Raw genomic sequence first — 22246 nt, 5'->3', positions numbered from 1 at the left:
CTCGGGGTGCGGGTGTCGCAAGTACGGAGGGAGGAAATACATGACTGAGTGGTTTGAAATGTGTCCGCAGAAGGCCAGAGCCTATGGCCGCCCCGTGGCGAGCGGCTTCCTTGTCCGCGAAGGCTCGACGGCGATGCGGGAAGGATCCCCTCTTGTGAAGCGCGACCGCGAGGAGCGTGACCGTCTGGTTCGTCTGGGTGTTCTTGTTCCGGACGCTGACCCGGGCTTGTATCGTTTTTCGCGCGATCACGAATTCAACAGTTCCAGTCAGGCCGGGGGTATCGTCAAGGATGGCAATTGCAGTGGCCCCCAAAGCTGGCGAAGGTCGCGTGATGACAAGACGCTCAAGGTAGTCCTGGCGGGCGGAGCGTAGTGAATGAGTGGTATCCCCTCTCATCCCTTCTTAGCTTGAGAATATTTTCCCGCGGCAGTTAGATTTCGCGCTCGGCGTCGGCGATTTTTGCAAGCGCGGACGCATCTTTAATCACGACGCTCAACCGGCTGCTTCTGACGATGCCGTTCTCTTCCCATCGGCTCAGCAGGCGGGAGACGGTGTGGAGCGTCGTGCCGGCCATTTCGGCGACGTCCTGGCGCGAGAGGGGGACGGTGATCTGAATGCCGTCGGGGGTGCGTCTGCCAGTATCGTTACCCAGCCGGAGAAGCGCACCCGCGACGCGCTGTCCGACCCGCTTGGTCGCGAGCTCCACAAGCTGATCCTGCGTTTCCTGAAGGCGAAGGCCGACCGTCTGATAGGTGCTGGCGGCGAACGGCGGGAAGCGCTCGACGATCGCCGTCCACGCCGATCCCGGCCAGGCAAGCGCGAGGCAGTCGATCGCGGCAATGGCGTTTGCGGGGTAGGCGTCAAGGCGAAGCGCCTGCGCGATGCCAAAAAGCTGTCCGCTCGGGATATAGCGCGCGATGACCTGCTCGCCGGCGGGCGTGATTTTCACGACACGGATAACCCCGTCGAGCAGCAGGAAGAAGGAATGCGCCGCCTCGCCCTGACGGAAGACCGATGCGCCTTCGCTATAGTGTCGCGGCATCGCCATGGCGACGAGCGCGGCCAGATCCTTGCCCGCGAGGTCACGAAACGGCGGCAGATCGGAGATCAGCGAGAGGTCGAGGCGGGCGTGAAATTTGTTCATGCTGTTTGTTATATCACAAAGAGCGCGCGGCGTTCATCCGATAGCATTATTTCAGGGTCTTTGGTTGCCTCTCCCTCTGTCTCGGCGGTAGGATCGGATTGATCGACCGCGCGACGGTCGCAATGGCCGGAGCCGGACAGGCCCTTCACCTTTGAGAAGGGCGGGCGATTTAACTCTTCCGCTTCCGGAGAAACAGGACATGACGATGGCAATTCCGCGAGTAAGAGAATACACAGGGCCGGCCTTCCTGAGCTATGGCTATCGGACATTCTTTTTCCTGGGCGCGCTCTTTGCGGGGCTGTCGATCCTCGTCTGGGTGCCGCTCTTCTTCGGCCATCTCTCGCTCCATTCCGATTTCGCTCCGGCCGACTGGCATACTCACGAGATCTACTTCGGCTATCTCGCCGCGATCGTGACGGGATTTCTGTTCACGGCCATTCCGAACTGGACGGGGCGTCCGCCGGTGCGCGGGGTGCCGCTCCTGCTGCTTGCGCTTCTGTGGTTCGCCGGCCGCCTTGCGATTGTCTTTTCCGCTTCGCTCGGCTGGGTGGCGACCATGGTGGTCGATCTCTTGTTTCTCGCCGCCATTCTGGCAATCATCACCAACGAGATCATTGCGGGGAAAAACTGGCGCAACCTGATGGTCGTCGTGCCCTTTTCATTGCTGCTGCTGGCGAACATCTGCTTCCATCTGGAGGCGCATTTCGAGGCAAGCAGCTATTACAGCCGCCGGCTCGCGATGATGGCGGCGATCATCCTCATCATGCTGATCGGCGGGCGGATCATCCCGGCGTTTACCCGCAACTGGCTCATGCGGCAGGCGCCGGGGCGGCTGCCCGTCGCCTTCAACCGCTTCGACGGGATGGCGATCGGCATTTCGGTTCTGGCGCTCATCATGTGGATCATATTCGACACCGGAATGATCGCCGCAACGCTGTTTTTCCCGGCGGCCGTGCTGCAGTTCCTGCGGCTCGCGCGCTGGCAGGGCGTGCGCACGTTCAGTGATCCGCTGGTGCTGGTCCTGCATGTCGGCTATCTGTTCATTCCGGTCGGCTTTCTGCTACTCGCCCTTGCCGGCTTTTTCCCCTACAGCTTCCCGGCGCTCGCCGGCATCCACGCGCTCGGCGTAGGCGCGATCGGCGTTATGACGCTCTCGGTGATGGTTCGGGCGACGCTCGGCCACTCCGGCTCTCCCCTTATTGCGGGCGTGCGCGGCAGCCTCGTTTTCCTCTGCGTAGTGCTCGCCGGGGTGACGCGCATCATCTCGGAGTTTATCCCCGAATTTTATACGATTCTGCTCTACAGCTCGGCGGTTTTCTGGATGCTGGCATTCCTCGGATACGCCTTTTCCTTCAGCCCGCAGATTTTCAGGGCCCGGCAGTAGCGCCGCGGCAATCCGGCGGGCGCCAGAGGCGTGGCGCCCGCGTCAATGCGGGTAAGATTATATAATTTTCGGTTGTATCCCGTCTCGTATCTGGCATCATGATGATCAACGAAAGATGGTGAACCATCTTCGCCAGGGAACAGGGAGAAAACGCGATGGCACAAGCCTTCACAAAATTCAATACGTCCTTCGTCAGCCTCAAGGATGTCGAGGCGTTCGAGCAGCGGCCGCTCGAAGAATGGGTGCCGTATCGAAGCGTCTATGAGGCGCTTTGCAAGGTGGTCGAACAGTATGGCGACAAGCCGTCGCTGATCGCGCTGCCGCTTGGAGATCCGCTCGGCGAGCCGAAGGTCATCAGCTATTCCATGCTGCTTGAGAAGGTCAACCAGACGGCCAATCTCTTCCTCTCGGCGGGCCTTAAAAAAGGCGAGACGGTGACCTATCTCATCCCGCTTTGTCCGCAGGCCTATTTCACCATGTTCGGCGCGGAAGCGGTGGGCACCGTGAATGCCGTCAACCCGCTGCTCGAGCCTGAGCATATCCTCGGCATCGCCAAGGCCGCCAACGCGACGATCCTGATCGCGACGGGGCGCGCGCTCAGTGAGGAGCTTTGGAACAAGGCCGCCTATGTGATCGAGAAGATGCCGAACCTCAAAGCGGTTTACGTGCTCGGCGGCAGCTCGGAATGCGACGGGAAGAAGATTTTCCCCTTCGATGAGATGATCGCCAAACAGGATGCGCGCCGCATCAACGGGCCGACAAATGACGATCCCGACGATGTCGTCGGCTATTACCACACGGGCGGGACCACAGGCGTTCCGAAGCTCGTCCCCCATACCAACCGCATGCAGCTCTCGCAGATCGCCGTCAGCGGTTTCGGGCTCGGCTATTCGGATAAGGATTGCCTGCTTGCCGGCCTGCCGATGTTTCATATCAGCGGCTCCATCGTTGTCGGCATTGTCCCCATCATGAACGGTATCACGCTGGTCATCGCAAGCCCGCAGGGGTTTCGCGATCCGCTGGTGGTCGGCAATTACTGGCGGCTGGTGGAGAAATACGGCATCACGGTGCTGGGCGGCGTGCCGACCATGCTCTCGGCGCTCCTCAGCGTTCCTATCGGCGATTGCGATATCAGTTCGCTCCGCGCCGGGCTGACGGGTGGCTCAGCCGCGCCCGTCGAGGTGCTGAAGGCGCTGAGCGCTTACGCCAAAGCCCCGATCCTCGAAGGTTACGGCATGACCGAGACGACATGCTTCACTACGATGCAGCCGCAGAATGGCGAGGCCCGCTTCGGCTCTGTCGGTGTGCGTTTTCCCTATGTCGAGATTGCCTCCGCCCATATTGATGCTGACGGCAATATCGAACGCTTCGCGGAAGCGGATGAGATCGCCGAAATTATCATGAAGGGCGTCTATATCGTCACTACCTATGTGCAGACGGAGCATAATCGCTCGACCTTCACGCGGGACGGCTGGCTTCGCTCGGGCGACCTTGGCCGTATTGACAAGGACGGCTATATCTGGCTGACCGGCCGGGCGAAGGACATCATTATTCGCAGCGGCCACAATATCGACCCGCTGATCATCGAAGAAGCGCTGCATGCGCATCCCGCGGTCGAGCTTGCCGCCGCCGTCGGCCGGCCCGATTCATACGCCGGCGAAATGCCCGTCGCCTATGTGCAGCTGAAGCCCGGCGCCAAGGTGTCAGCGGAGGAACTTCGCGAGTTCGCCCGGGAGCGCATCCCGGAGCGGGCCGCCAATCCCGCCGATCTCACCATCCTCGATGCCATGCCGCTTACCGGCGTCGGTAAGATCTTCAAGCCGAGCCTCCGCTATGATGCCGCGGTAAAAGTGTTCACCTCCGAACTTGCGCCGCTTTGTCAGAACGGTACCGATATTGCGGTGACGGTGGATAATCACCCCGTCCATGGCACCGTTGCGACGGTGACGGTGCGTGGCGGCGAGCGGGAGACGCTTGCGCCCCTGATCGCCGAGAAGCTTGGTTCCTACACGCTCCGTCATGAAGTCGTCTGGCCGGGGTGAGCGGCTGGCTGTATATAAGAGGGGACGCGCAATTCTCAGGGAGAGCGATATGACTATCCGAAGCCCGATCACGCAGCTGCCGACGCATGAGGTGACGAACGTCCCGCCGCCGCTGGAGAGGCAGGATCTTTTCGGCATCGACCGGCCGCTGCAGGAAGGGTTGAGGCGCGAGGATGCGGCCTGGGCGGAGGCGACGGTCAGCGACTTCGCCGCCAAGGTCGGCACGGAGGAGGTGCTGGAATGGGCCAATCAGGCCAACCGCTATCCGCCGGAGCTGAAGGCGTTCGATCGAAACGGGCGGCGCATCAATCAGGTGACTTTTCATCCCGCCTACCACAACCTGATGGCGCTTGCCATCGGCAATGACGTGCCGACTTTCGCGTGGAACAATCCGCGCCCCGGCAATCATGTGGCGCATGGCGCGCTCTCCTATCTCCTCAACCAGATCGAGGGCGGCGTCCTCTGCCCGATGGCCATGACCTATGCGGTCGTGCCGGCCCTGAAAGCGACGCCCGCTATCGCTGATGAGTGGATCCCCCGTCTCCTGCGCACGGAATATGATCCCCGCGATATCCCGGCGGCGGAGAAGAAAAGCATCACCATGGGCATGTTCATGACCGAGAAGCAGGGCGGCTCGGACGTGCGCGCCAACTCGACGAAAGCGCGGCCGGAAGGCACCGCTACCGGGGAAGGGGCGCCTTATCTGCTGACCGGACATAAATTCTTCTGCTCCGCCCCCATGTCGGACGCTTTTCTCTCCCTCGCCTATACGGAGAATGGCCTCAGCTGCTTCCTGCTGCCGCGCTTTCGCCCGGACGGGACACGCAACGGCCTTTATCTGCAGCGGCTGAAGGACAAGCTCGGCAACAAGTCCAACGCCTCCGCCGAGACGGAATTCGTCGATTGCTGGGGCGTGATGCTCGGCGAGGAGGGGCGGGGCGTGCGCACCATCATCGAGATGGTGCAGGGCACCCGCTACTATTGCGCCATTGGCTCGGCCTCGCTGATGCGTCAGGCGCTGACGCAGGCGCTGCATCATGCCTCGCATCGCTCGGCCTTCCAGAAGAAACTGATCCAGCAGCCGCTGATGCAGAATGTTCTGGCCGATCTTGCGCTGGAATCGGAGGCGGCGACGACGCTCTTTCTCCGCCTTGGCCGCGCCATCAGCGCGGCGGAGAAGGATCCGGCGGAGGCGGCGCTCGCCCGCATCGGCACGGCGGTCGGCAAATACTGGATCTGCAAGCGTACCCCCAACTTCGTCTATGAGGCGATGGAGTGTCACGGCGGCCCCGGCTATATCGAGGAGAGCATCCTGCCGCGGCTTTACCGCGAGGCGCCGGTCAACAGCATTTGGGAGGGATCGGGCAATGTGATCTGCCTCGATGTGCTGCGCGCGCTCTATAAGGATGCCGGGGCGCTGGACGCGTTCCTTGCGGAAGTCGACAAGGCGCGCGGCGGAAACCATCTTCTGGATGCCCATCTGCAAAGACTGCAGGCCATGATCCGCGACAGCGGCGGCCTTGAGACGACAGCGCGCCGCATTACGGAAATGATGGCGCTCGCCTGGCAAGGGGCGCTGCTCGTCCGGCATGCCCCGGATGCCGTCGCGGAGGCCTTCTGCGCGTCCCGCTTTGGCGATTACTGGTCCGGCGCGTACGGAACACTTGCCGAAGGCACGGATTTCACTACTATTCTGAGCCGGGCGGGAGCGGCTCTGTAACCAGCCAGCGGAGGACAAGTCGAAAGCAGCCCACCATTCTGAATAAAAATAACATCCTGATGGTTCCCCCTGCGACGGAGATTGCGATACGGGTGATCCCTTTCTATAAAGAACAACAACGACAACAATTGGAGACATCCATGAAAACTAGAATCACCGAACTTTTTGGTATCGAACATCCGATCATTCAAGGGGGAATGCATTTCGTCGGGCTTGCGGAGCTGGCATCCGCCGTCTCGAATGCCGGTGGGCTCGGCATCCTGACCGCACTGACGCAGCCGACGCCGAAAGATCTCGCCAACGAGATCGCGCGTTGCAAGGATATGACGGACAAGCCCTTTGGCGTCAACCTCACCTTCCTGCCGACATTCAAGGCGCCGCCCTATCCGGAATATATCGACGCCATCATCAAGGGCGGCGTGAAGATCGTTGAGACGGCCGGCCGCAGCCCTGAAGCCTACATGCCGCAGCTTAAAGATGCCGGCATCAAGGTCATCCACAAATGCACCTCCGTTCGCCATTCGCTGAAAGCCGAAAAGATCGGTTGCGACGCGGTCAGCGTCGATGGTTTTGAATGCGGCGGTCATCCGGGCGAAGACGACATTCCGAACATGATCCTGCTGCCGCGCGCGGCTGAGGAGCTGACAGTGCCCTTCGTTGCCTCGGGCGGTATCGGCAATGGCCAGCAGCTTGCAGCGGCTCTCGCGCTCGGCGCGGACGGCATCAATATGGGCACGCGCTTCATGGTCACCAAGGAAGCGCCGATCCATCAGAATGTGAAGGAAACAATCGTTGCCGCGAGCGAGCTTGACACCCGCCTTATCATGCGCCCCTTGCGCAACACCGAGCGCGTGCTGAACAACAGCGCGGTTGAGAAAGTGATCGAGATCGAGCGCGAAAAGGGCGCCAACACCAGGATTGAGGATATCGTCGATCTCGTCGGCGGCGTTTACCCGCGCGTCATGCAACAGGGCGACGTTGAAGCCGGGGCCTGGAGCTGCGGCATGGTCGCGGGCCTGATCCACGACATCCCGACCTGCAAGGAGCTGATCGACCGTATCATGGGCGATGCGGAAGAGATCATCACAAAGCGTCTCGCAAAGATGGTTGCCGCCTGACACGTGCGCCTGAAAGGATCGTCATGGAGACGGAAGAGTTCAGACAGCTTCTCGCGCGCTTCTCCGCCGCGGCGGAAGCAGGCGACGGAGACGCCTTCGCCGCCTGCTTCACCGAAGATGCGGTCTATCACGACTATATCTATGGCGATCACAAGGGCCGCGCCGATATTGCGCATATGATGTCGGCGCTGTTCCACCGCGATGCGGGCGATGATTATCGATGGGAGATGTTCGATCCCGTCTGCAAGGGTAATCTCGCCTACGCCTCGTCCCTTTCGAGCTTCACATCGACCGTGCCCGAATTTGCGGGGAAACGGGTCGTTATCGACGGGATCAGCCGCTTTGAGCTGCGGGACGGGCTGATTTCTGATTACCGGGAATCCGTCAATGGCGGCGTTGCCATGGCGCAGCTCGGCATCGCGCCGGAGCGGCTCGCGAAAGTCTGCGCGAAATGGGCGAAACTGCTGATCGCGGAACCGGCGACGGGGCGCTATCTCGCGCGGGAGAAGGGATCCTGGAGAGACGGATCCTGACAGATGTCCGAAAGTAATCCTGTGCCTGGCAGCGACGGCAGTTCACCGCCGATGAGCCGATTTCCCCTCGCCCCGCTTATCCTGACAATGGCGATGCAGACGCTCGCCACGATGGCGGCGTTCTCCGCGCCGACGCTCGCGCCCGATATCGCCCGCGATCTCGGCGTCGACGGTCATCTGATCGGCTATTTTGTTGCGACCCTTTATGGGCTCAGCGTTTTTTCCGCGCTATTCTCGCCCGACTTCATTCAGAAATTCGGCGCCGTGCGCGTCGGTCAGTTCATTCTCGTCTGTGCCATTCTCATGCTGGTGATTGGCGGGCTCGGCAGTGTCCTCGCGATGGCGATCTGCGCCGTGGTGATCGCCTGCGGCTATGGTGCGGCCGCGCCGGCCTCGACGCATCTTCTCATGCCGCGCACCGATCCGAAGACGCTCAATCTCGTTTTCTCGATCCGCCAGATCGGCGTCCCGCTTGGCGGCGTGCTGGCCGCGCTGATCCTGCCGTGGGTGTCCCAATATGTCGGCTGGCGGGGGGCGTTCTGGCTGCAGATCGTGCCGCTTCTCGTCGTGCTGGTGATTTTGCAGTTCTATCGCAAGGACTGGGATCAGGGGCGAAAGCCCGCCCACCAGCTTTTTAAAACCGAATTCTGGCGCCCGTTCCTGCTGCTGCGCGATGACAAGCTGATGCGGCGCCTGTCGCTCAGCAGCTTCTTCTATGCCGGGATCCAGCTCTGCTTTATCGGCTTTCTCGTCCTGCAGCTGACCGAGCGCGCGGCGCTTGATCTCGTCACCGCGGGGCAGGTGCTCGCCGTCTATCAGATCCTCGGCGTCGCCACCCGTCCGGTCTGGGGCTGGATTGCGGACAGATTCATCTCCTCCATTCGCCTGATCGGCATGATGGGGCTGCTGATCGCCGTCTCGGCGCTGGCCGCCGGGCAGATTTCCGAAAGCTGGCCGCTTTCAGCCCTCTTTGCGGTCGCTGCGGTTGCAGGAGCCACCGCGAGCGGCTTCAGCGGGCTGATCTATGCCGCCTTTGCCGAGCATGGCGGCGCCTACCGGACGGAGGCAACCGCGCTCGGCGCGAGCGTGATGGCGCTCGGCGTCCTGCTCATGCCGACCGTATTCGGCTTCATCATCGGGGAGACGGGCGAATACTGGCAGGCCTATGGCCTCTGCGCGGTCATCGTCGCGGCGGCTGGCCTCTGGCTGATGAGCGCGAGTCCCAAAAGAGACTCGTAAACTGATATAAAACCACGATATCAGCAGCAAGCAATAACAAGTGAAGGAAAGGCTTTATGGAAACACTCGGACTGGGACTGCATTATGAGGATCTGCCGATCGGGCGGAGCTTTCGGACCATTGCCCGTACGATAACCGAGGCGGATATCGTCAACTTCGTCGGCGCAACCGGCATGACGGAAGTCCTGTTCACGGATCTCGAATATCTCGCCCACCATTCCGATATCAAGGGCGGACGCGTCGCGCCGGGCGCGCTTGTCTATTCCATCGCCGAAGGTCTCGTCCTATCGGCCAGCCTGCAGCATACCGGCGTCGCCTTTCTCGGCATGGAACTGAATGTCGCAGGGCCGGTGATCGCCGGCGATACCATTCATGTGGAATGCGAGGTGGTTGAGGCGCGTCTTACCTCGAAGCGCGGTCGCGGGCTTGTTCGGACCCGCAACCGCATCGTTAATCAGCGTGGCCAGACGGTGATCGAATATACGCCGCTCCGCCTCGTAAAGTGCCGGAACGGCAGTTGAGCATCAGGGGTGCCCGCGTCCGGGCGCCCTCTCCTCATGCGTTTTTGATCGTCATCCCGGCATCGACGGGAAGCGCGACGCCGTTGATATAGGACGCCGCGGGCAGGACCAGGCTGAGCGTCGCATGCGCCACTTCCTCGGGCTCCCCGTAGCGCTTCAGCGGGATGCGGCGGCGGGCATAAATCTCCTTATGCTCATCCTTGTAGCGTGACGTGATGCCGGTATGGACCGCGCCCGGGCAGATGCAGTTGACCGTAATCCCGTATTTCGCAAGCTCTACGGCGAGCGAGCGGGTGAGGCCGATCACCCCATGCTTTGCCGAGGTGTAGGGCGCGATGCCGGGCGTTGCGCCGAGCCCCTCGGTTGACGAGATATTGACGATGCGCCCGCCGTCCGATTTTTTAAGATAGGGCAGCGCGGCGCGGACCATGCGGACATGCCCGGTCAGGAGCACGCCAATATGCCGCGCCCAGTTCTCTTCAAAGCCATCGTCCTCGACCATGATGTGATCGGAAAACCCCGCATTGTTGATGAGGATATCGAGGCCGCCGAATTTTTCCGCGGCGGCGTTCGTCACCCGTTCGATATCTTCCTTGCTTGCGACGTTCAGCGCCCATGCCTCGGCCTTGCCGCCAGCGGCGCGGATTTCCGCCGCGACTTTCTCGGCGCCCTCCGCATTGACGTCGGTGACCGCGACATTGGCTCCTTCATCGGCGAAAAGATAGGCGGTGGCGCGGCCCATACCGCTCGCTGCGCCGGTGACCAGGGCTGTCTTGCCCGCGATGGACCGGCTCAGTTTCGAAAGTCTTGCCATGGTGTTGTTTCCTTTTTATTGGTTTTATTTTCAACAGGTTACAGAATAAGTCCGCCGTCGACCACAAGTGTCTGCCCGCAGACGTAGCTGGCGAGCGGGGAGGCGAGATAGAGGACTGCGCCCGCGATATCCTCGGGCGTGCCGAGGCGTCCTTGCGGTATCCCGGCAATCGCCGCCTCGCGCCGTTTCGGATTGCCGGTGGTCACCTTGGTGAGCTTCGTATCGACAAGCCCCGGCGCCACGCCGTTGACGCGGATGCCGCGCGGCGCCCAGGCCTGCCCGAGCGTGCGGACAAGGCCGATCGCCCCGGTTTTCGAGGCGTTATATGCGGGGTTGCCCTTGGTCGCATGATAGCCGGCGGTCGAACTGATGATAATGAGCGATCCCTTCGCCTTTTCCAGCATCGCATCGAAGCGGGCGGCGCAGGCCATCAGGCTGTTGAGATTGATATCCATGACCTTGAGCCAGCCCGGCATTTTGAATTCGCCGCGGCTATAGACGACCGTGCCCTGGGAGAGGACGAGGATATCGAGCGATTTGAAGGGCGGGCTGTAGGCCTCGATCGCATCGAAATCGGCGACATCCATCTGCGCATAATGCAGCCCGTCGAGATCGGAGCCTTCGTCGCCGGCATAGTCTGCGGCGTTCGCGCGCGTTCCCCAGACATGCACCGCCGCGCCTCGGGCGCGAAGCGCCTGCGCAATCCCGTTGCCGATCCCGCTCGATCCGCCAACAACGAGCGCCGTTTTCCCTGAAAAATCGAGATCCGCCATCTTCTCCCCCCTTATTGTTTTATGTGAGTGTAAGGGCGGAGGGGCAGGCGAGTAAAGCCCTCGCGACGTGACGCCATTGGCGGGCCCGAAAATTCCGCGCGATTACGGGCGCCCGGCGAGGCCGTCGGCGCCCGTCCGTGATGGGCGCGGCGCTAGAGTTGTGCGTGCGTGCGAAGGCCGAGGGCCGCCATGATCAGCGCCACGCCGGCGAACAGCATATTGATCCCGAACAGAAGGCCGATCGCCCAGGTCGCGGTGTCGGGCCAGCCCTGCCAGATCAGATAGGCAAGGATAAGATCGACGATGCCGCTCAGCAGTGTCCAGCCCCAGCTGCGGACGATTTTGCGATAATGCAGCGACATCATGATCGACAGAATGCCCTGAATGATGAAGAAGGCGATCATCACCATGGTCAGCGTCAATATGCCTTCAAACGGCTTGGCGAGAAGCAGGACACCGACAACGATGGCCAGAAGCGTCGCGAGGATCGACCAGCCGGTACCGGGAAGCCGCGGCGATTGAAAGAGGGTGATGGCGCGGAAAATTCCGCCGATGACAAGCAGCCAGCCGATGAAAATATTGACCGCGAGCGTCGCGATCTGCGGCAGCAGGATGGCCCCGATGCCGAGAATGGCAAGCAGGATGCCCTGAAACAGGATCAGCTTCCAATGATTGGACAGTTCGGCGGCGATCTTCTGTCTCAGATCGTCCAGACCGGGCGGAGTAATTTCACTCATGGCGCGCTCCCCGAATAACCGATGGTGTCACATATTATAAATCGGGAAGCGGGCAAACAAGAAGCGAAAAATTTCCGAGAAATACGCGTCAGTCCAGTTTGATGCCGCGCAGCCGCAACGCGTTGGCGATCACCGACACCGACGAGAAGCTCATCGCCGCCGCCGCAATCATGGGCGAGAGCAGCATTCCGGTGACGGGATAAAGAATACCGGCGGCAATCGGAACACCCGCGGCGTTGTAGACGAATGCGAAGAAAAGATTCTGCCGGATATTGCGAAGCGTTGAAATGGCGAGTTTCCGCGCCCGGACGATACCCGTCAGATCCCCCTTCACCAGTGTGATGCCGGCGCTCTCCATCGCCACATCGGCGCCGGTGCCCATGGCGATGCCGACATCGGCGGCGGCAAGCGCCGGGGCGTCGTTGACGCCGTCGCCTGCCATCGCGATCCGTGCGCCCTTCGCCCGCAGCTCATTGATCAGCGCCTGCTTGCCCGCCGGCAGCACATCGGCGCGGACGTCGTCAATATTCAGCCGCGCCGCGACCGCCCGTGCCGTGCGTTCGTTATCGCCGGTCGCCATGATGATGGTGAGGCCGAGGTCATGCAGCTTGCGGATTGCCTCTTCCGTCGTTGCCTTGATCGGGTCGGCGACGGCGACAAGGCCGAGGATTGCGGTGTCACTCGCGACATACATTGCCGTCTTGCCCTCCTGCTGCAGCGCGATCGCTTTTGCTTCCATGTCACCGAGCGGGATATTGAGCCGGTCCATCATCGCCTTGTTGCCGAGCGCGACCTGCCGGCCGTCGATGCGTCCCTCGACGCCCATGCCGACAACGGCGTTGAAATCGCGCGCATCGGGGAGGCGAAGGCCCTGCTCCGTCGCGCCGGCGACAATCGCTTCGGCGAGCGGATGCTCCGATCCTTTTTCAAGGGCCGCGGCGAGGGTGAGAAGCTCCCTCTCGCCGCCCGCTGTGGCGGCGACAACATCGGTGAGGCGCGGCCGCCCTTCGGTCAGCGTGCCGGTCTTGTCGACGACAAGCGTATCGACGCCCGCGAAGCGCTCAAGCGCCTCGGCATCGCGGATCAGCACGCCGGCGCGCGCGCCGCGCCCGGTCGCCGTCATGATCGACATCGGCGTCGCAAGGCCAAGCGCGCAGGGGCAGGCGATGATAAGAACGGAGACAGCGGCGACAAGCGCGTGAATAAGCGCGGGCGCCGGCCCGACAAGGCTCCAGACGACAAAGGCGACAATCGCGACGAGGACAACGGCCGGCACGAACCACGCGGCAACCCGGTCCGCCAATCCCTGAATGGGCGCGCGGGAGCGCTGCGCGCTTGCCACCATATCGACAATTCTCGACAGCATGGTATCGGCGCCGACCAGTTCGGCCCGCATCACGAGCGCGCCGGTGCCATTGAGCGTCCCCCCTGTGAGCTTGTCGCCGGCAATCTTTTCGACCGCGACCGGCTCGCCCGTCAGCATGCTTTCATCGACTGCCGAATAGCCGTCGGTCACCACCCCGTCGACGGGAATGCTTTCACCGGGACGGACGCGGATCATGTCGCCGACAAGAATGTTTTCAAGCGGCGCATCATATTCGCTGCCATCGGCATTGATCCGCCGCGCGGTCTTGGGCGCAAGGCCGAGCAGCGCGCGGATCGCCGATCCGGTCTGCTCGCGGGCGCGAAGCTCCAGCACCTGCCCGAGGAACACAAGCGCGATGATCACGGCCGCCGCCTCGAAATAGACGGGCATGACGCCCGGGACCATATGGAAGGAGGCGGGGAAGCTATCCGGGAACAGCGTCGCAACAACGCTGAAGCCATAGGCCGCCGCGACGCCCAGCATAATCAGCGTCCACATGTTCGGACTTCTATTGACAATTGACGCGACGCCGCGCCGGAAGAAGGGAAGCGCCGCCCAAAGTACGACCGGGGTCGCGAGCGCAAACTGCAGCCAGTTTGAAGCTTGTGGCGACATCCAGTGATGCACCGGCAGGCCGACCATCTCGCCCATGCTGATCACCATCAGCGGCACCGCGAGTAGCAGGCTGACCCAGAAGCGGCGGGTGAAGTCCTTCAGCTCCGGGTTAGGACCGTCATCCGTCGGCGCGCCGACGGGTTCGAGCGCCATGCCGCATTTGGGGCAGTCGCCGAATGTGTCGGAAATGACTTCGGGGTGCATCGGGCAGGTATATTGCGCCGCTTTCGGCGCCGATTTCTGCCGCTTCCTGTGGTTGCCGCTGAGATAAAAGTAAGGATCGGCGGCGAAGCGGTCGTGGCACTTCTGCCCGCAGAAATGATGGTCTTCCCCGTTATACGCATGGGTCGGCTTGCCAATGCCGAGCTTGACGGTCATTCCGCATACAGGATCAATCCTGGTTTCCAAATCAGCCTCTGTCATCTTACTTACTTTCTGCCACCGCTCTTCGCGCCGCGCGACCAGGTCCGGTCCGGGAAGCATACTAGATATCGGGAAAAAGATCAGGGAAACAAGAGATGTCTCCGGCGGCCAGAATAGCAGCCTCGCCTGCGCCCGCAAGCCGTGACACGGAATTTCTTGAAAAGGGGAGCGGCGTGCGCGCCGGGTCAGCCGCAGCGAAGGCGCGCAATCGCCGCGAGCAGGCCGCGGGTGGAGCCGTCCTTGTCTCGCGCCGCGCCGGCGTTGCCGATCATCGGCTGCAGGCTTGCGGCGAGCTCCTTGCCAAGCTCGACGCCCCACTGGTCGAAACAGTTGATGTTCCAGATCGCGCCTTCCACGAAGACGCGGTGCTCATAAAGGGCAAGAATGCGCCCGAGGTTGCGCGGATCAAGCCTGCGATAGAGGAGCGTTGTGGAGGGGCGGTTGCCGGGAAAAGTCTTGTGCCTTGCGAGGTCAAGATCGTCTCTTGCCATCTCCCCGGGCGTCAGCCGTGCCGCCGCCTCTTCATAGCTTCGCCCCGTCATCAGCGCTTCGGACTGGGCGAGGCAGTTGGCGAGCAGCAGCGCGTGATGATGTGCAAGGTCCGCTTCATGCCCCTCTGCGGCGACCAGAAATTCGCACGGCACGACGCGGCTGCCCTGATGCAGAAGCTGGTAGAAGGCATGCTGGCCGTTGGTGCCGACCTCGCCCCAGACGATGGGGCCGCTGTCGCGGGCGATCACCTCACCGGCGTCGGTGATCCGCTTGCCGTTGCTTTCCATATCAAGCTGCTGGAGATAGGCCGGCAGGCGGGCAAGGCGCTGATCGTAAGGAAGAACCGCGCGGCTCGCATAACCGCAGATATTATTGTGCCAGATCCCGACAAGCGCCAGCATGAACGGCATGTTTCGCTCGATCGGCGCCGCCGCGAAATGCCGATCCATCTCATGCGCGCCGCCAAGAAACTCCATGAAGCGGTCGGGCCCGATGGCGATCATCAGCGGCAGGCCGATCGGCCCCCAGACGGAGTAACGCCCGCCCACCCAGTCGGCAAAGCCGAATACGCGCGCAGGGTCGATGCCGAAGGCCGCGGTTTTCTCCCGCGCTGTCGAGACCGCTGCGAAATGCTCGCTCGCGCGGGCGCCGAGCGCGCGCTGCATCCAGCGCTTCGCCGTTTCCGCATTGGTCATGGTCTCGATGGTGGTAAAGGTCTTGGAGGCGATGATGAAAAGAGTGCGCTCCGGTTCGAGCGTTTTCAAGAGATCGGCAATCTCCGCCCCGTCGATATTGGAGACGAAATGCAGCCGCGGGCCGTCATGATAGGGCGCGAGGGCGCGGGTCGCCATGGCGGGCCCAAGATCGGAGCCGCCAATGCCGATATTGACCACATCGGTGAACCCGCCGCCATCGCTCGCGGTGATCCTGCCGCTGCGGATGCCGTCGGCGAAATCCCGCATCGCGTCAAGCGTTGCGTTGATTCCCGGCATGACGTCCTCGCCCGCGACGATGACGGGATTGCCCGAGCGGTTGCGAAGCGCGGTATGGAGGGCGGCGCGCCCCTCTGTCCGGTTGACGATCTCGCCGCCGAGCATCGCATCGCGCCGGCCCGCGACATCCGCCGTCTCGGCAAGGCGGACCAAAAGGCGCCGCGCCTCGACGTCAAGCGCGGTCTTGGAATAATCCAGCAGCATGTCATCGAGGGCGATGGAAAAATCGTCGAAGCGGCGGGGATCGCGCTCAAACAACGCGACAAGAGGGACATTCCGGATCTTTTCGTAATATTCGGCCAGGGACGACCAAATATCTTCGCGCATGCCGTCTCTCCTGTTCTGCTTATCGCGTCAATTCATCCGGCAAAGGCTACGCCGTTGCAGGTTAAGGAATTACAAAAACAGGGATAATTTTTCTAAAAGGCGATATTATGGCATCTCCAGTTCCAAGTCGTTCATGAGCTGGAGCAGCGTCTTGCCTTTGTCGCCGGTTCTGTCGAGAAACACCTGGTTGAAGGCGGGCCGCATGATATCCTGCAGCGCCGCAATCTCCTTTGCCGTCGCAAGATGGATATTTACCCCTTCCTCTTTGAGAAGCCGCGGGACGGCGGCGGCGGCTATCTCACTCGCCTCGATCGCCCAGAGCGTCGCTTTCCGGCTCGCTTCCTCGATTGCCTTCTGATATTCGCTCGGCAGCGTCGCCAGCCATTCCGAATTGATGTAGCCGTTATAATAGACGGCGAACAGCGGCAGAATGGTGATGTGATCCTGCACCGCGTAGAAGTTCGACGAGAGCGCCGAGGAGATGTTGGTCAGTCCCGCGTCCAGATCCCCCGCCTTCAGCGCTTTCACGGCGTCCGCGTCGCTCATGTCGACCGGGATCGCGCCGAGCGCCTCGAAGGCCGCATTGGAATGCGGTCCGAGGCCCTGGATCCGCACGCCCTTGAAATCCTCGGGCGCGATCAGAAAGTCGCCTTTCGACGTGATCGCCGTCTGCCAGGTGGTGAACAGCCAGACCAGATTGGTGATGCCAAGCTCGGCGATCTCGTCATTGAGCAGCTCGGCCGCCGGCGATCCGTCCCAGCGCTTCAGCGTATCGACATTATGCAGCGCGAACGGCTCCAGCGTCACCGCCATCAGCGGCAGGCTGTCCGCCCACTGGCTGTTGATGGAAAAGGCGCATTCGATTTCACCGGCCCGCACCGCCATCGCGTTGCGCGGCGCATCGACCAGGCTGTTGGCGCCATTGATCTGCACGTCGATGCGATTGTTGGTGAGCATTTCGATTTCCGCGGCCCACTGGTCGATCACCTTGGCGATATGATTATCGGGCGGCAGCTGATGGCTGCAGCGCATGGATTTCGCTCCGAGAGTCACGGCTGTCGCGTTACTAACGGAGGCGAAAGCGAGGGCAAGCAGAATGGCGGACAAATACTTCAGCTTGAATATTCCCATGACACGTCGCGTTTTTACTCTGCTTCTTTAGGTGGATGGAAGTTTATTATTGAATACTATCGTAAAATTTTGCCGATTTGTCACGCGTTCGCTTGCACAAGGCCCGATTCATTTTCCTCCCAGCGCACAATCCGAAGATCCAGCACGAAGATCGAATAAATAACGGGGACCAGCAGCAGCGTCGTGAAGGTGGCGATGGCGAGGCCGCCGATCTGCGCATAGCAGAGCGGCTGCCAAAGCGGGCCGCCATGCACGGCGAGCGGGATCAGCCCGAAGATTGTCGCTCCCACCGTGATCAGAACGGGGCGAAGCCGCACGATGCCGGCATCGAGCAGCGCCTCGCGGAGCGGCTCGCCCTTATGGTGCATCTCCTCGATAAAGTCGAACAGGACAATGATATGGCTCACAATCACGCCGATCAGCGCGACAATTCCGAGGAAGGCCATAAAGCCAAACGGACTGCCGGTTATCGCAAGCGCGATCAGCGCGCCGATCACGCCATACGGGACCGCGGCAAGGACGATGAACGGTTTCACCGTACTCTTGAACTGGAACACGAGTGCGATGAAGATCAGCGCAACCGAGACGCCGAGCACCATGACAAGCTGCTGGAAGCCGTTCTTCGCATTGGCTTCCTCGCCGGTGATCTCCAGCGAAAATCCGGGTGGCAGGCGCTTTGCAAAAGCCTCAAGATCGCTTCTTATCTCGTTCATCACCTCGGACGGCAGAACTCCCGCCAGCGGGAAGGTGCGGATATTGGCGGTGCGGAAATGCTCCTCGCGCAGGATCCGCTCGGTATGCAGCTGATATTTCACCGTCGCGATCTGGCCGAGCGGAACCATCGTCGTGCCGACGGCGGGGAAGACATAGAGATTATCGAGATCCGAAAGCTGCGCCCGCTCGCGCGGGGTCAGGATGGTGACGACCGGAATATTCTTGTCGCCCCGCTGAAAGGTCGTCACTTCATTGCCGTTGATCCCGGCCGAGGAGGAGGCGGCGATATTCTGGTTGCTGACGCCGGCAAGAAACGCCCGGTCGGCATCGATCTCGATTTTGAGACGGAGCGATTCCCCGCCCCAGTCGTCGCGCGGCCGCGCGGCGAGCGGACTTTTGGCGAGCAGCTCGATGAGTTCAGCCGACAGGCGCCGAAGCGTCGCGATCTCCGCCTCCGATTCCGGCCCCTCCGATTCCACCGCCGAGCGCGCCGAGAGGCGGATCTCGACGGGGTAGGGGACGGGGTTGGTCTGGAGCTGGCGCACATCGATGATAGCGTCCGGGATGCCGCGGCTCAGCGCGCGCTGGATATGCGGAATGATCTCGCCGGTTACTTCCTTGTTATTCACCTGCATGACAAGCTGGGCATAGTTGCGCTGATGCAGCTGCGGCGTGACGGAGAACCAGAAGCGCGGCGCGCCGCCGCCGATGAAGCTGGCGATGGATTGCAGCGGATCGCCGCCGCGCTCGGCATTGAACCGTTCGCCGAAATCGCGCGCCACCTCCTGCACGATCGCGACGGCCTGCTCGGTCACCTTGCGCGTCTCATAGATCGTCGCGTTGTTGCGGAGCGAGACGTCAGCATAGAAGATATACTGCACGTCATCGGGGAAGAAGGACGATTTCAGCGTTTTGCCGAGCGGAATGGCGAGCGCGATGAAAAGCAGCGAGACAAGCAGCGCCTTCTTGCGATGATTGATCAGGAAGCTGCCGACCTTGTAGTAATAGCCGGTGAAGCCGCGGCTCCGCCGCTCCTCGATCGTCCGCTCCTCCCGCTTGTGCGGGCGGAGGAGATAATAGCCGAGCATCGGCAGGAAGGTCATCGAGACAATCCGCGAGCTGACCAGCGCCGTCGTCATGACGATCGGCAGGCTGTAGAGAAATTCCCCCGTATTCCCCGACAGCATCAGGAAGGGCAGATAGGCAACGACATTGGTGATGGTCGCGAACATGATCGCGTGGGCGAGCTTGGTCGGGCCGAGCCAGGAGGCGAGCGTGCGCGGCTGTCCCTCGGCAAGGCCGCGTTTTATCGCATCGCCCGCCACCACCGGATCATCGACCAACAGCCCGAGCGCGATGATCAGCGTTGCAATGGAGACCTGCTGCAACTCGATCCCGAGCACGTCGATAATGCCGAAGGTCATGGCGAGAGTGATGGGGATCGAGAGCATCATCAGCACCGCCGAGCGCCATTCCCAGAAGCCGAGGAAGGAAATCACGACGACGAGGATGATCGCCTCGTTCAGCGCGGTCATGAAGAGGTCGATATTCTCCGCCACCTGCGAGGGCTGATCGGAGATCCGCTCGATCACAAGATCATCGGGCAGGTGCGGGCGGACTTCGCTCAGCACCGCCTCGACCGCCTCGCCGAACTTGCCGATCTGCCCGCCGTCGCGCATCTGGATGGCAAGCGAGATGGCCTTGCCGCGCTGCCAGTTGCCGTCCTCATCCCGCCAGTTGTAATAGTTGAGGAAGGTCGGCGGTGACACATATCCCGGCACGACCTCGCCGATATCGCGAAGATAGACCGGCGCGCCGGTCGGCGATTTCGTGAAGGTGGTATCGCCGATCTCCTCCCAGCTTTCATATTTGCCGGTCGGCTCGATTTGCACGTTAATGCCGCCGACATGCATCTCGCCGCCGGAGATGTCGCTATTGCGCGCCGCGATGGCGTTATTCACATCCCCCGGCGTCAGGCCGTAGGAGGCGAGCAGGTCCTGCGAATATTCAAGATAAATCCGCTCATCGACCGTGCCGGAGGTGTTGATCACGGTCACCAGCGGCACCGTCTGAAGGTTGCGGATGATCAGGTTGCTGAAGTTATCCAGTTCGCGATAGCTGTATTTGCCGCCGGGCGACTTGAGAAGGTTCGCCTCGGTCTGGGCGGGATTGTCAATAATGAGCGCCGGCCAGGCGTCCTCGTGGAAACTCACCTGCGAGAGTTTCGATCGCAGAAACTGATCGAGCAGCGCGAGGATCTCCGCATCCGTCTGCTTTGCCGTGAAATCAAGGCCGATAAAGCCCGCGCCATTCAGGCTGACAGGATCGGAAATCGCCTCGGCATCGAGCAGGTAATTCTTGAACAGATCCATATTGCGAAGCAGCGGGGAGAGGGCGATATCGCGCGGCAGCACGACAACGAGCGAGCGCCGGTCCGCGTTGTTGTTGCCGTTATTTGCCCGCGCCGCCTCGATCCCGCGCTCGATATCGCGGGCGCGGAGCGAGATTTCAACCGGGCTCTCCGTCGGGCTCGCGATGGTCAGCAGGATGGCGGCGGTATCGCCGAAGCCGTCATTGAACTGGATCGGCCCCGCGCCGGCCGGAAGCTGCAGCGCCTGCAGGTTGAGGTTGATCTCGTTGAAGGCCGATTTGGTGTCGCTGATATCCTCATCGAGCTGGATCTGCACGATGGAAAGGCTCGGCAGCGTCATGGATTTGATGGCGAATTTCGTTGGCGTCACCGGATGCAGGGTCGAGCTGAGCGCGATCTGCCGCTCGATCGGACGGGTCACGAGCTGCTCGATCTTCGTCGCATCGGCGCCCGGCCAGCTCGTGATGATGGAGGCGACGCGCACCTCGATCGCCGGATCCTTGGCCTTCGGCATGGCGAGATAGCCATACAGCCCCCAGCAGAGGACGGCAATCAGCAGCACCCAGGCGATGTTCCTGTGCTCTGTGAAATAGCGGGCCGTGTTATGGGTTTCCGTTATGTCTTTCACCGGCAGGCCTCTTCCTCAAACGTCTAGGGTTGATCAGGGGATGACTGCGACCTGCTGGCCATCACGGAGGAATGAGGCGCCGCTCACGACGACGCGCGCCTTTTCATCAAGGCCGCCGAGCACCGCAATCCGGTTACCATGGACATCGCCAAGATGCACGTCGGTGAGCCGGACGGTGGTGGTCTCCGCCTCGCTTTCCAGCACGAATACCGCATATCCGTCCGGATTGCCTGCCGAGCGCACGACGGCGGAGAGCGGGATCAGCGGACCCTCGCGCGCCGCCCCGGCGTCTCTAGGCAGGCGAAGAGAGGCAATCATCCCGACTTTCAGCAGATTGTCGCTGTTATCCAGCGTCACCTTGACGTTGAAGACGCGGCTGCTGGTATCGGCGGCGGGGGCGATCTCGGAAATCTGCCCGCGCAGTGATTGATCCGGCAGCGACTGTGTGGTGAGCGTGATCTGATCGCCGATTTTAAGCGACTGCACGGTGCTGTCGGGTACGCCGAACACCGCTTTGACCGTACTGGTATCGGCAATCACGAAGGCGACCGCCTGCGGCGAGGCGAGGGTGCCGATATCGACATTGCGTTGCAGGACGACACCGCCGAGCGGCGCGATGAGGTCGAAGTCGGCCATATTGTTGCGGGCGGTCTTTTCGGCGGCGAGGGCGTTCTCAAGCTGCGCCTCGGCATTCTCATATTCCTGCCGCGCGGCGTCATAATTCGGCGCCGTCATGCTGCCGGAGTTATAGAGCGACTTCGCCCGGTCGAAGTCCTGCTTGGCCTTGGTGAGATTGGCGCGCGCCGAAAACACCTGGCTCTGCGCCTGCGTCAGGCTGTTGCGGACATCCTTGTTGTCGACAGTTGCAAGAACCGCTCCCTGTGCTACCAGATCGCCCGCCTGCACGGCGCGGGCAGTGCCGCCGGCTTCCGTCACCTGCAACAGCGAGGTGACATAGCCGGTCACTTTGAAGGTAACGTTGACCTGCGTGTTCGCCTCGATATTGGCGGTGTAACGGATATCGGTAAAGCCGGCGTCGGCCGACAGCGGTTCAGCCCGGACCGGCTGTAGCGGCGCGGCCTCTTTCTCGCTCTCGGAATCGCAGGCCCCGAGGACGGCAAGGGCAATCAGGGTGCACGCGGCGGCGGCAAACCGGTTCAT

General features: G+C 61.8%; 17 protein-coding genes. 8 read left to right on the top strand and 9 right to left on the bottom strand.

Annotated elements, in window-relative coordinates; genetic code table 11:
- Window positions 1-40: 40 nt before the first annotated feature.
- Complete coding sequence (locus V7Z56_RS04140; RefSeq protein WP_334128092.1) at window positions 41-373, top strand: DUF4357 domain-containing protein; 333 nt, start codon at window positions 41-43, stop codon at window positions 371-373.
- Between the two features lie 58 nt (window positions 374-431).
- Here V7Z56_RS04140 and V7Z56_RS04135 read toward each other — a convergent pair whose 3' ends face one another.
- Window positions 432-1145, bottom strand: coding sequence for a Crp/Fnr family transcriptional regulator (locus tag V7Z56_RS04135; RefSeq protein WP_334128091.1), 714 nt, complete (start codon window positions 1143-1145; stop codon window positions 432-434).
- 199 nt (window positions 1146-1344) lie between these two features.
- Here V7Z56_RS04135 and V7Z56_RS04130 point away from each other — a divergent pair, with 199 nt between their 5' ends.
- The 7 genes from V7Z56_RS04130 to V7Z56_RS04100 all read left to right on the top strand — a co-directional run bounded on the left by V7Z56_RS04130 (window position 1345) and on the right by V7Z56_RS04100 (window position 9702).
- Window positions 1345-2529 carry an NnrS family protein gene (locus V7Z56_RS04130; protein ID WP_334128090.1) on the top strand — a complete coding sequence of 395 codons (1185 nt, stop codon included), beginning with the start codon at window positions 1345-1347 and terminating at the stop codon, window positions 2527-2529.
- 155 nt (window positions 2530-2684) lie between these two features.
- Entirely contained in the window at window positions 2685-4571 is a 1887-nt protein-coding gene (locus V7Z56_RS04125; RefSeq protein ID WP_334128089.1) for an acyl-CoA synthetase, read from the top strand.
- 49 nt (window positions 4572-4620) lie between these two features.
- Window positions 4621-6291, top strand: a complete 1671-nt coding sequence (locus V7Z56_RS04120; RefSeq protein ID WP_334128088.1) for an acyl-CoA dehydrogenase family protein — start codon at window positions 4621-4623, stop codon at window positions 6289-6291.
- A gap of 140 nt (window positions 6292-6431) precedes the next feature.
- Window positions 6432-7409, top strand: a complete 978-nt coding sequence (locus tag V7Z56_RS04115) for an NAD(P)H-dependent flavin oxidoreductase (RefSeq protein WP_334128087.1) — start codon at window positions 6432-6434, stop codon at window positions 7407-7409.
- A gap of 23 nt (window positions 7410-7432) precedes the next feature.
- Window positions 7433-7942 (top strand): nuclear transport factor 2 family protein, encoded by a 510-nt coding sequence (locus V7Z56_RS04110; protein WP_334128086.1) that lies wholly within the window; start codon window positions 7433-7435, stop codon window positions 7940-7942.
- 51 nt (window positions 7943-7993) lie between these two features.
- Window positions 7994-9181, top strand: a complete 1188-nt coding sequence (locus V7Z56_RS04105; protein WP_334128085.1) for an MFS transporter — start codon at window positions 7994-7996, stop codon at window positions 9179-9181.
- Window positions 9182-9237: 56 nt separating this feature from the next.
- Window positions 9238-9702 (top strand): MaoC/PaaZ C-terminal domain-containing protein, encoded by a 465-nt coding sequence (locus V7Z56_RS04100; RefSeq protein ID WP_334128084.1) that lies wholly within the window; start codon window positions 9238-9240, stop codon window positions 9700-9702.
- Between the two features lie 34 nt (window positions 9703-9736).
- Here V7Z56_RS04100 and V7Z56_RS04095 read toward each other — a convergent pair whose 3' ends face one another.
- The 8 genes from V7Z56_RS04095 to V7Z56_RS04060 form a co-directional block, all read right to left on the bottom strand.
- Entirely contained in the window at window positions 9737-10516 is a 780-nt protein-coding gene (locus V7Z56_RS04095) for an SDR family NAD(P)-dependent oxidoreductase (RefSeq protein ID WP_334128083.1), read from the bottom strand.
- Window positions 10517-10554: 38 nt separating this feature from the next.
- Window positions 10555-11289: an SDR family NAD(P)-dependent oxidoreductase gene (locus V7Z56_RS04090; RefSeq protein WP_334128082.1), complete on the bottom strand. Its 735-nt coding sequence runs from the start codon at window positions 11287-11289 to the stop codon at window positions 10555-10557.
- Window positions 11290-11441: 152 nt separating this feature from the next.
- On the bottom strand, window positions 11442-12026 hold the full coding sequence (locus tag V7Z56_RS04085; RefSeq protein ID WP_334128081.1) for an HdeD family acid-resistance protein: 585 nt from the start codon (window positions 12024-12026) through the stop codon (window positions 11442-11444).
- Between the two features lie 88 nt (window positions 12027-12114).
- Entirely contained in the window at window positions 12115-14385 is a 2271-nt protein-coding gene (locus V7Z56_RS04080; RefSeq protein ID WP_334128080.1) for a heavy metal translocating P-type ATPase, read from the bottom strand.
- A 230-nt stretch (window positions 14386-14615) separates the two neighbouring features.
- On the bottom strand, window positions 14616-16241 hold the full coding sequence (gene pgi, locus V7Z56_RS04075) for a glucose-6-phosphate isomerase (protein WP_334128079.1): 1626 nt from the start codon (window positions 16239-16241) through the stop codon (window positions 14616-14618).
- A gap of 105 nt (window positions 16242-16346) precedes the next feature.
- Window positions 16347-17372, bottom strand: a complete 1026-nt coding sequence (gene dctP, locus V7Z56_RS04070) for a TRAP transporter substrate-binding protein DctP (protein ID WP_334128078.1) — start codon at window positions 17370-17372, stop codon at window positions 16347-16349.
- A gap of 80 nt (window positions 17373-17452) precedes the next feature.
- Window positions 17453-21085: an efflux RND transporter permease subunit gene (locus V7Z56_RS04065; protein WP_334128077.1), complete on the bottom strand. Its 3633-nt coding sequence runs from the start codon at window positions 21083-21085 to the stop codon at window positions 17453-17455.
- 33 nt (window positions 21086-21118) lie between these two features.
- The gene (locus tag V7Z56_RS04060) at window positions 21119-22246 is read right to left on the bottom strand and encodes an efflux RND transporter periplasmic adaptor subunit (protein ID WP_334128076.1); all 1128 of its coding nucleotides are present in this window, start codon (window positions 22244-22246) and stop codon (window positions 21119-21121) included.

Origin of the sequence: Sneathiella sp. (assembly GCF_036844445.1) — a bacterium.
GTDB lineage: Bacteria > Pseudomonadota > Alphaproteobacteria > Sneathiellales > Sneathiellaceae > Sneathiella.
The sequence above is the reverse complement of the archived record's forward strand: the minus strand, read 5'-3'. Positions and strand labels throughout refer to the sequence as shown.

Excerpts from the sequence above, each read along its gene's own strand:
- V7Z56_RS04140 (WP_334128092.1), top strand. The coding sequence starts at position 41 with ATGACTGAGTGGTTTGAAATGTGTCCGCAGAAGGCCAGAGCCTATGGC.
- V7Z56_RS04135 (WP_334128091.1), bottom strand. The coding sequence starts at position 1,145 with ATGAACAAATTTCACGCCCGCCTCGACCTCTCGCTGATCTCCGATCTG.
- V7Z56_RS04130 (WP_334128090.1), top strand. The coding sequence starts at position 1,345 with ATGACGATGGCAATTCCGCGAGTAAGAGAATACACAGGGCCGGCCTTC.
- V7Z56_RS04125 (WP_334128089.1), top strand. The coding sequence starts at position 2,685 with ATGGCACAAGCCTTCACAAAATTCAATACGTCCTTCGTCAGCCTCAAG.
- V7Z56_RS04120 (WP_334128088.1), top strand. The coding sequence starts at position 4,621 with ATGACTATCCGAAGCCCGATCACGCAGCTGCCGACGCATGAGGTGACG.
- V7Z56_RS04115 (WP_334128087.1), top strand. The coding sequence starts at position 6,432 with ATGAAAACTAGAATCACCGAACTTTTTGGTATCGAACATCCGATCATT.
- V7Z56_RS04110 (WP_334128086.1), top strand. The coding sequence starts at position 7,433 with ATGGAGACGGAAGAGTTCAGACAGCTTCTCGCGCGCTTCTCCGCCGCG.
- V7Z56_RS04105 (WP_334128085.1), top strand. The coding sequence starts at position 7,994 with ATGAGCCGATTTCCCCTCGCCCCGCTTATCCTGACAATGGCGATGCAG.
- V7Z56_RS04100 (WP_334128084.1), top strand. The coding sequence starts at position 9,238 with ATGGAAACACTCGGACTGGGACTGCATTATGAGGATCTGCCGATCGGG.
- V7Z56_RS04095 (WP_334128083.1), bottom strand. The coding sequence starts at position 10,516 with ATGGCAAGACTTTCGAAACTGAGCCGGTCCATCGCGGGCAAGACAGCC.
- V7Z56_RS04090 (WP_334128082.1), bottom strand. The coding sequence starts at position 11,289 with ATGGCGGATCTCGATTTTTCAGGGAAAACGGCGCTCGTTGTTGGCGGA.
- V7Z56_RS04085 (WP_334128081.1), bottom strand. The coding sequence starts at position 12,026 with ATGAGTGAAATTACTCCGCCCGGTCTGGACGATCTGAGACAGAAGATC.
- V7Z56_RS04080 (WP_334128080.1), bottom strand. The coding sequence starts at position 14,385 with ATGACCGTCAAGCTCGGCATTGGCAAGCCGACCCATGCGTATAACGGG.
- pgi (WP_334128079.1), bottom strand. The coding sequence starts at position 16,241 with ATGCGCGAAGATATTTGGTCGTCCCTGGCCGAATATTACGAAAAGATC.
- dctP (WP_334128078.1), bottom strand. The coding sequence starts at position 17,372 with ATGGGAATATTCAAGCTGAAGTATTTGTCCGCCATTCTGCTTGCCCTC.
- V7Z56_RS04060 (WP_334128076.1), bottom strand. The coding sequence starts at position 22,246 with ATGAACCGGTTTGCCGCCGCCGCGTGCACCCTGATTGCCCTTGCCGTC.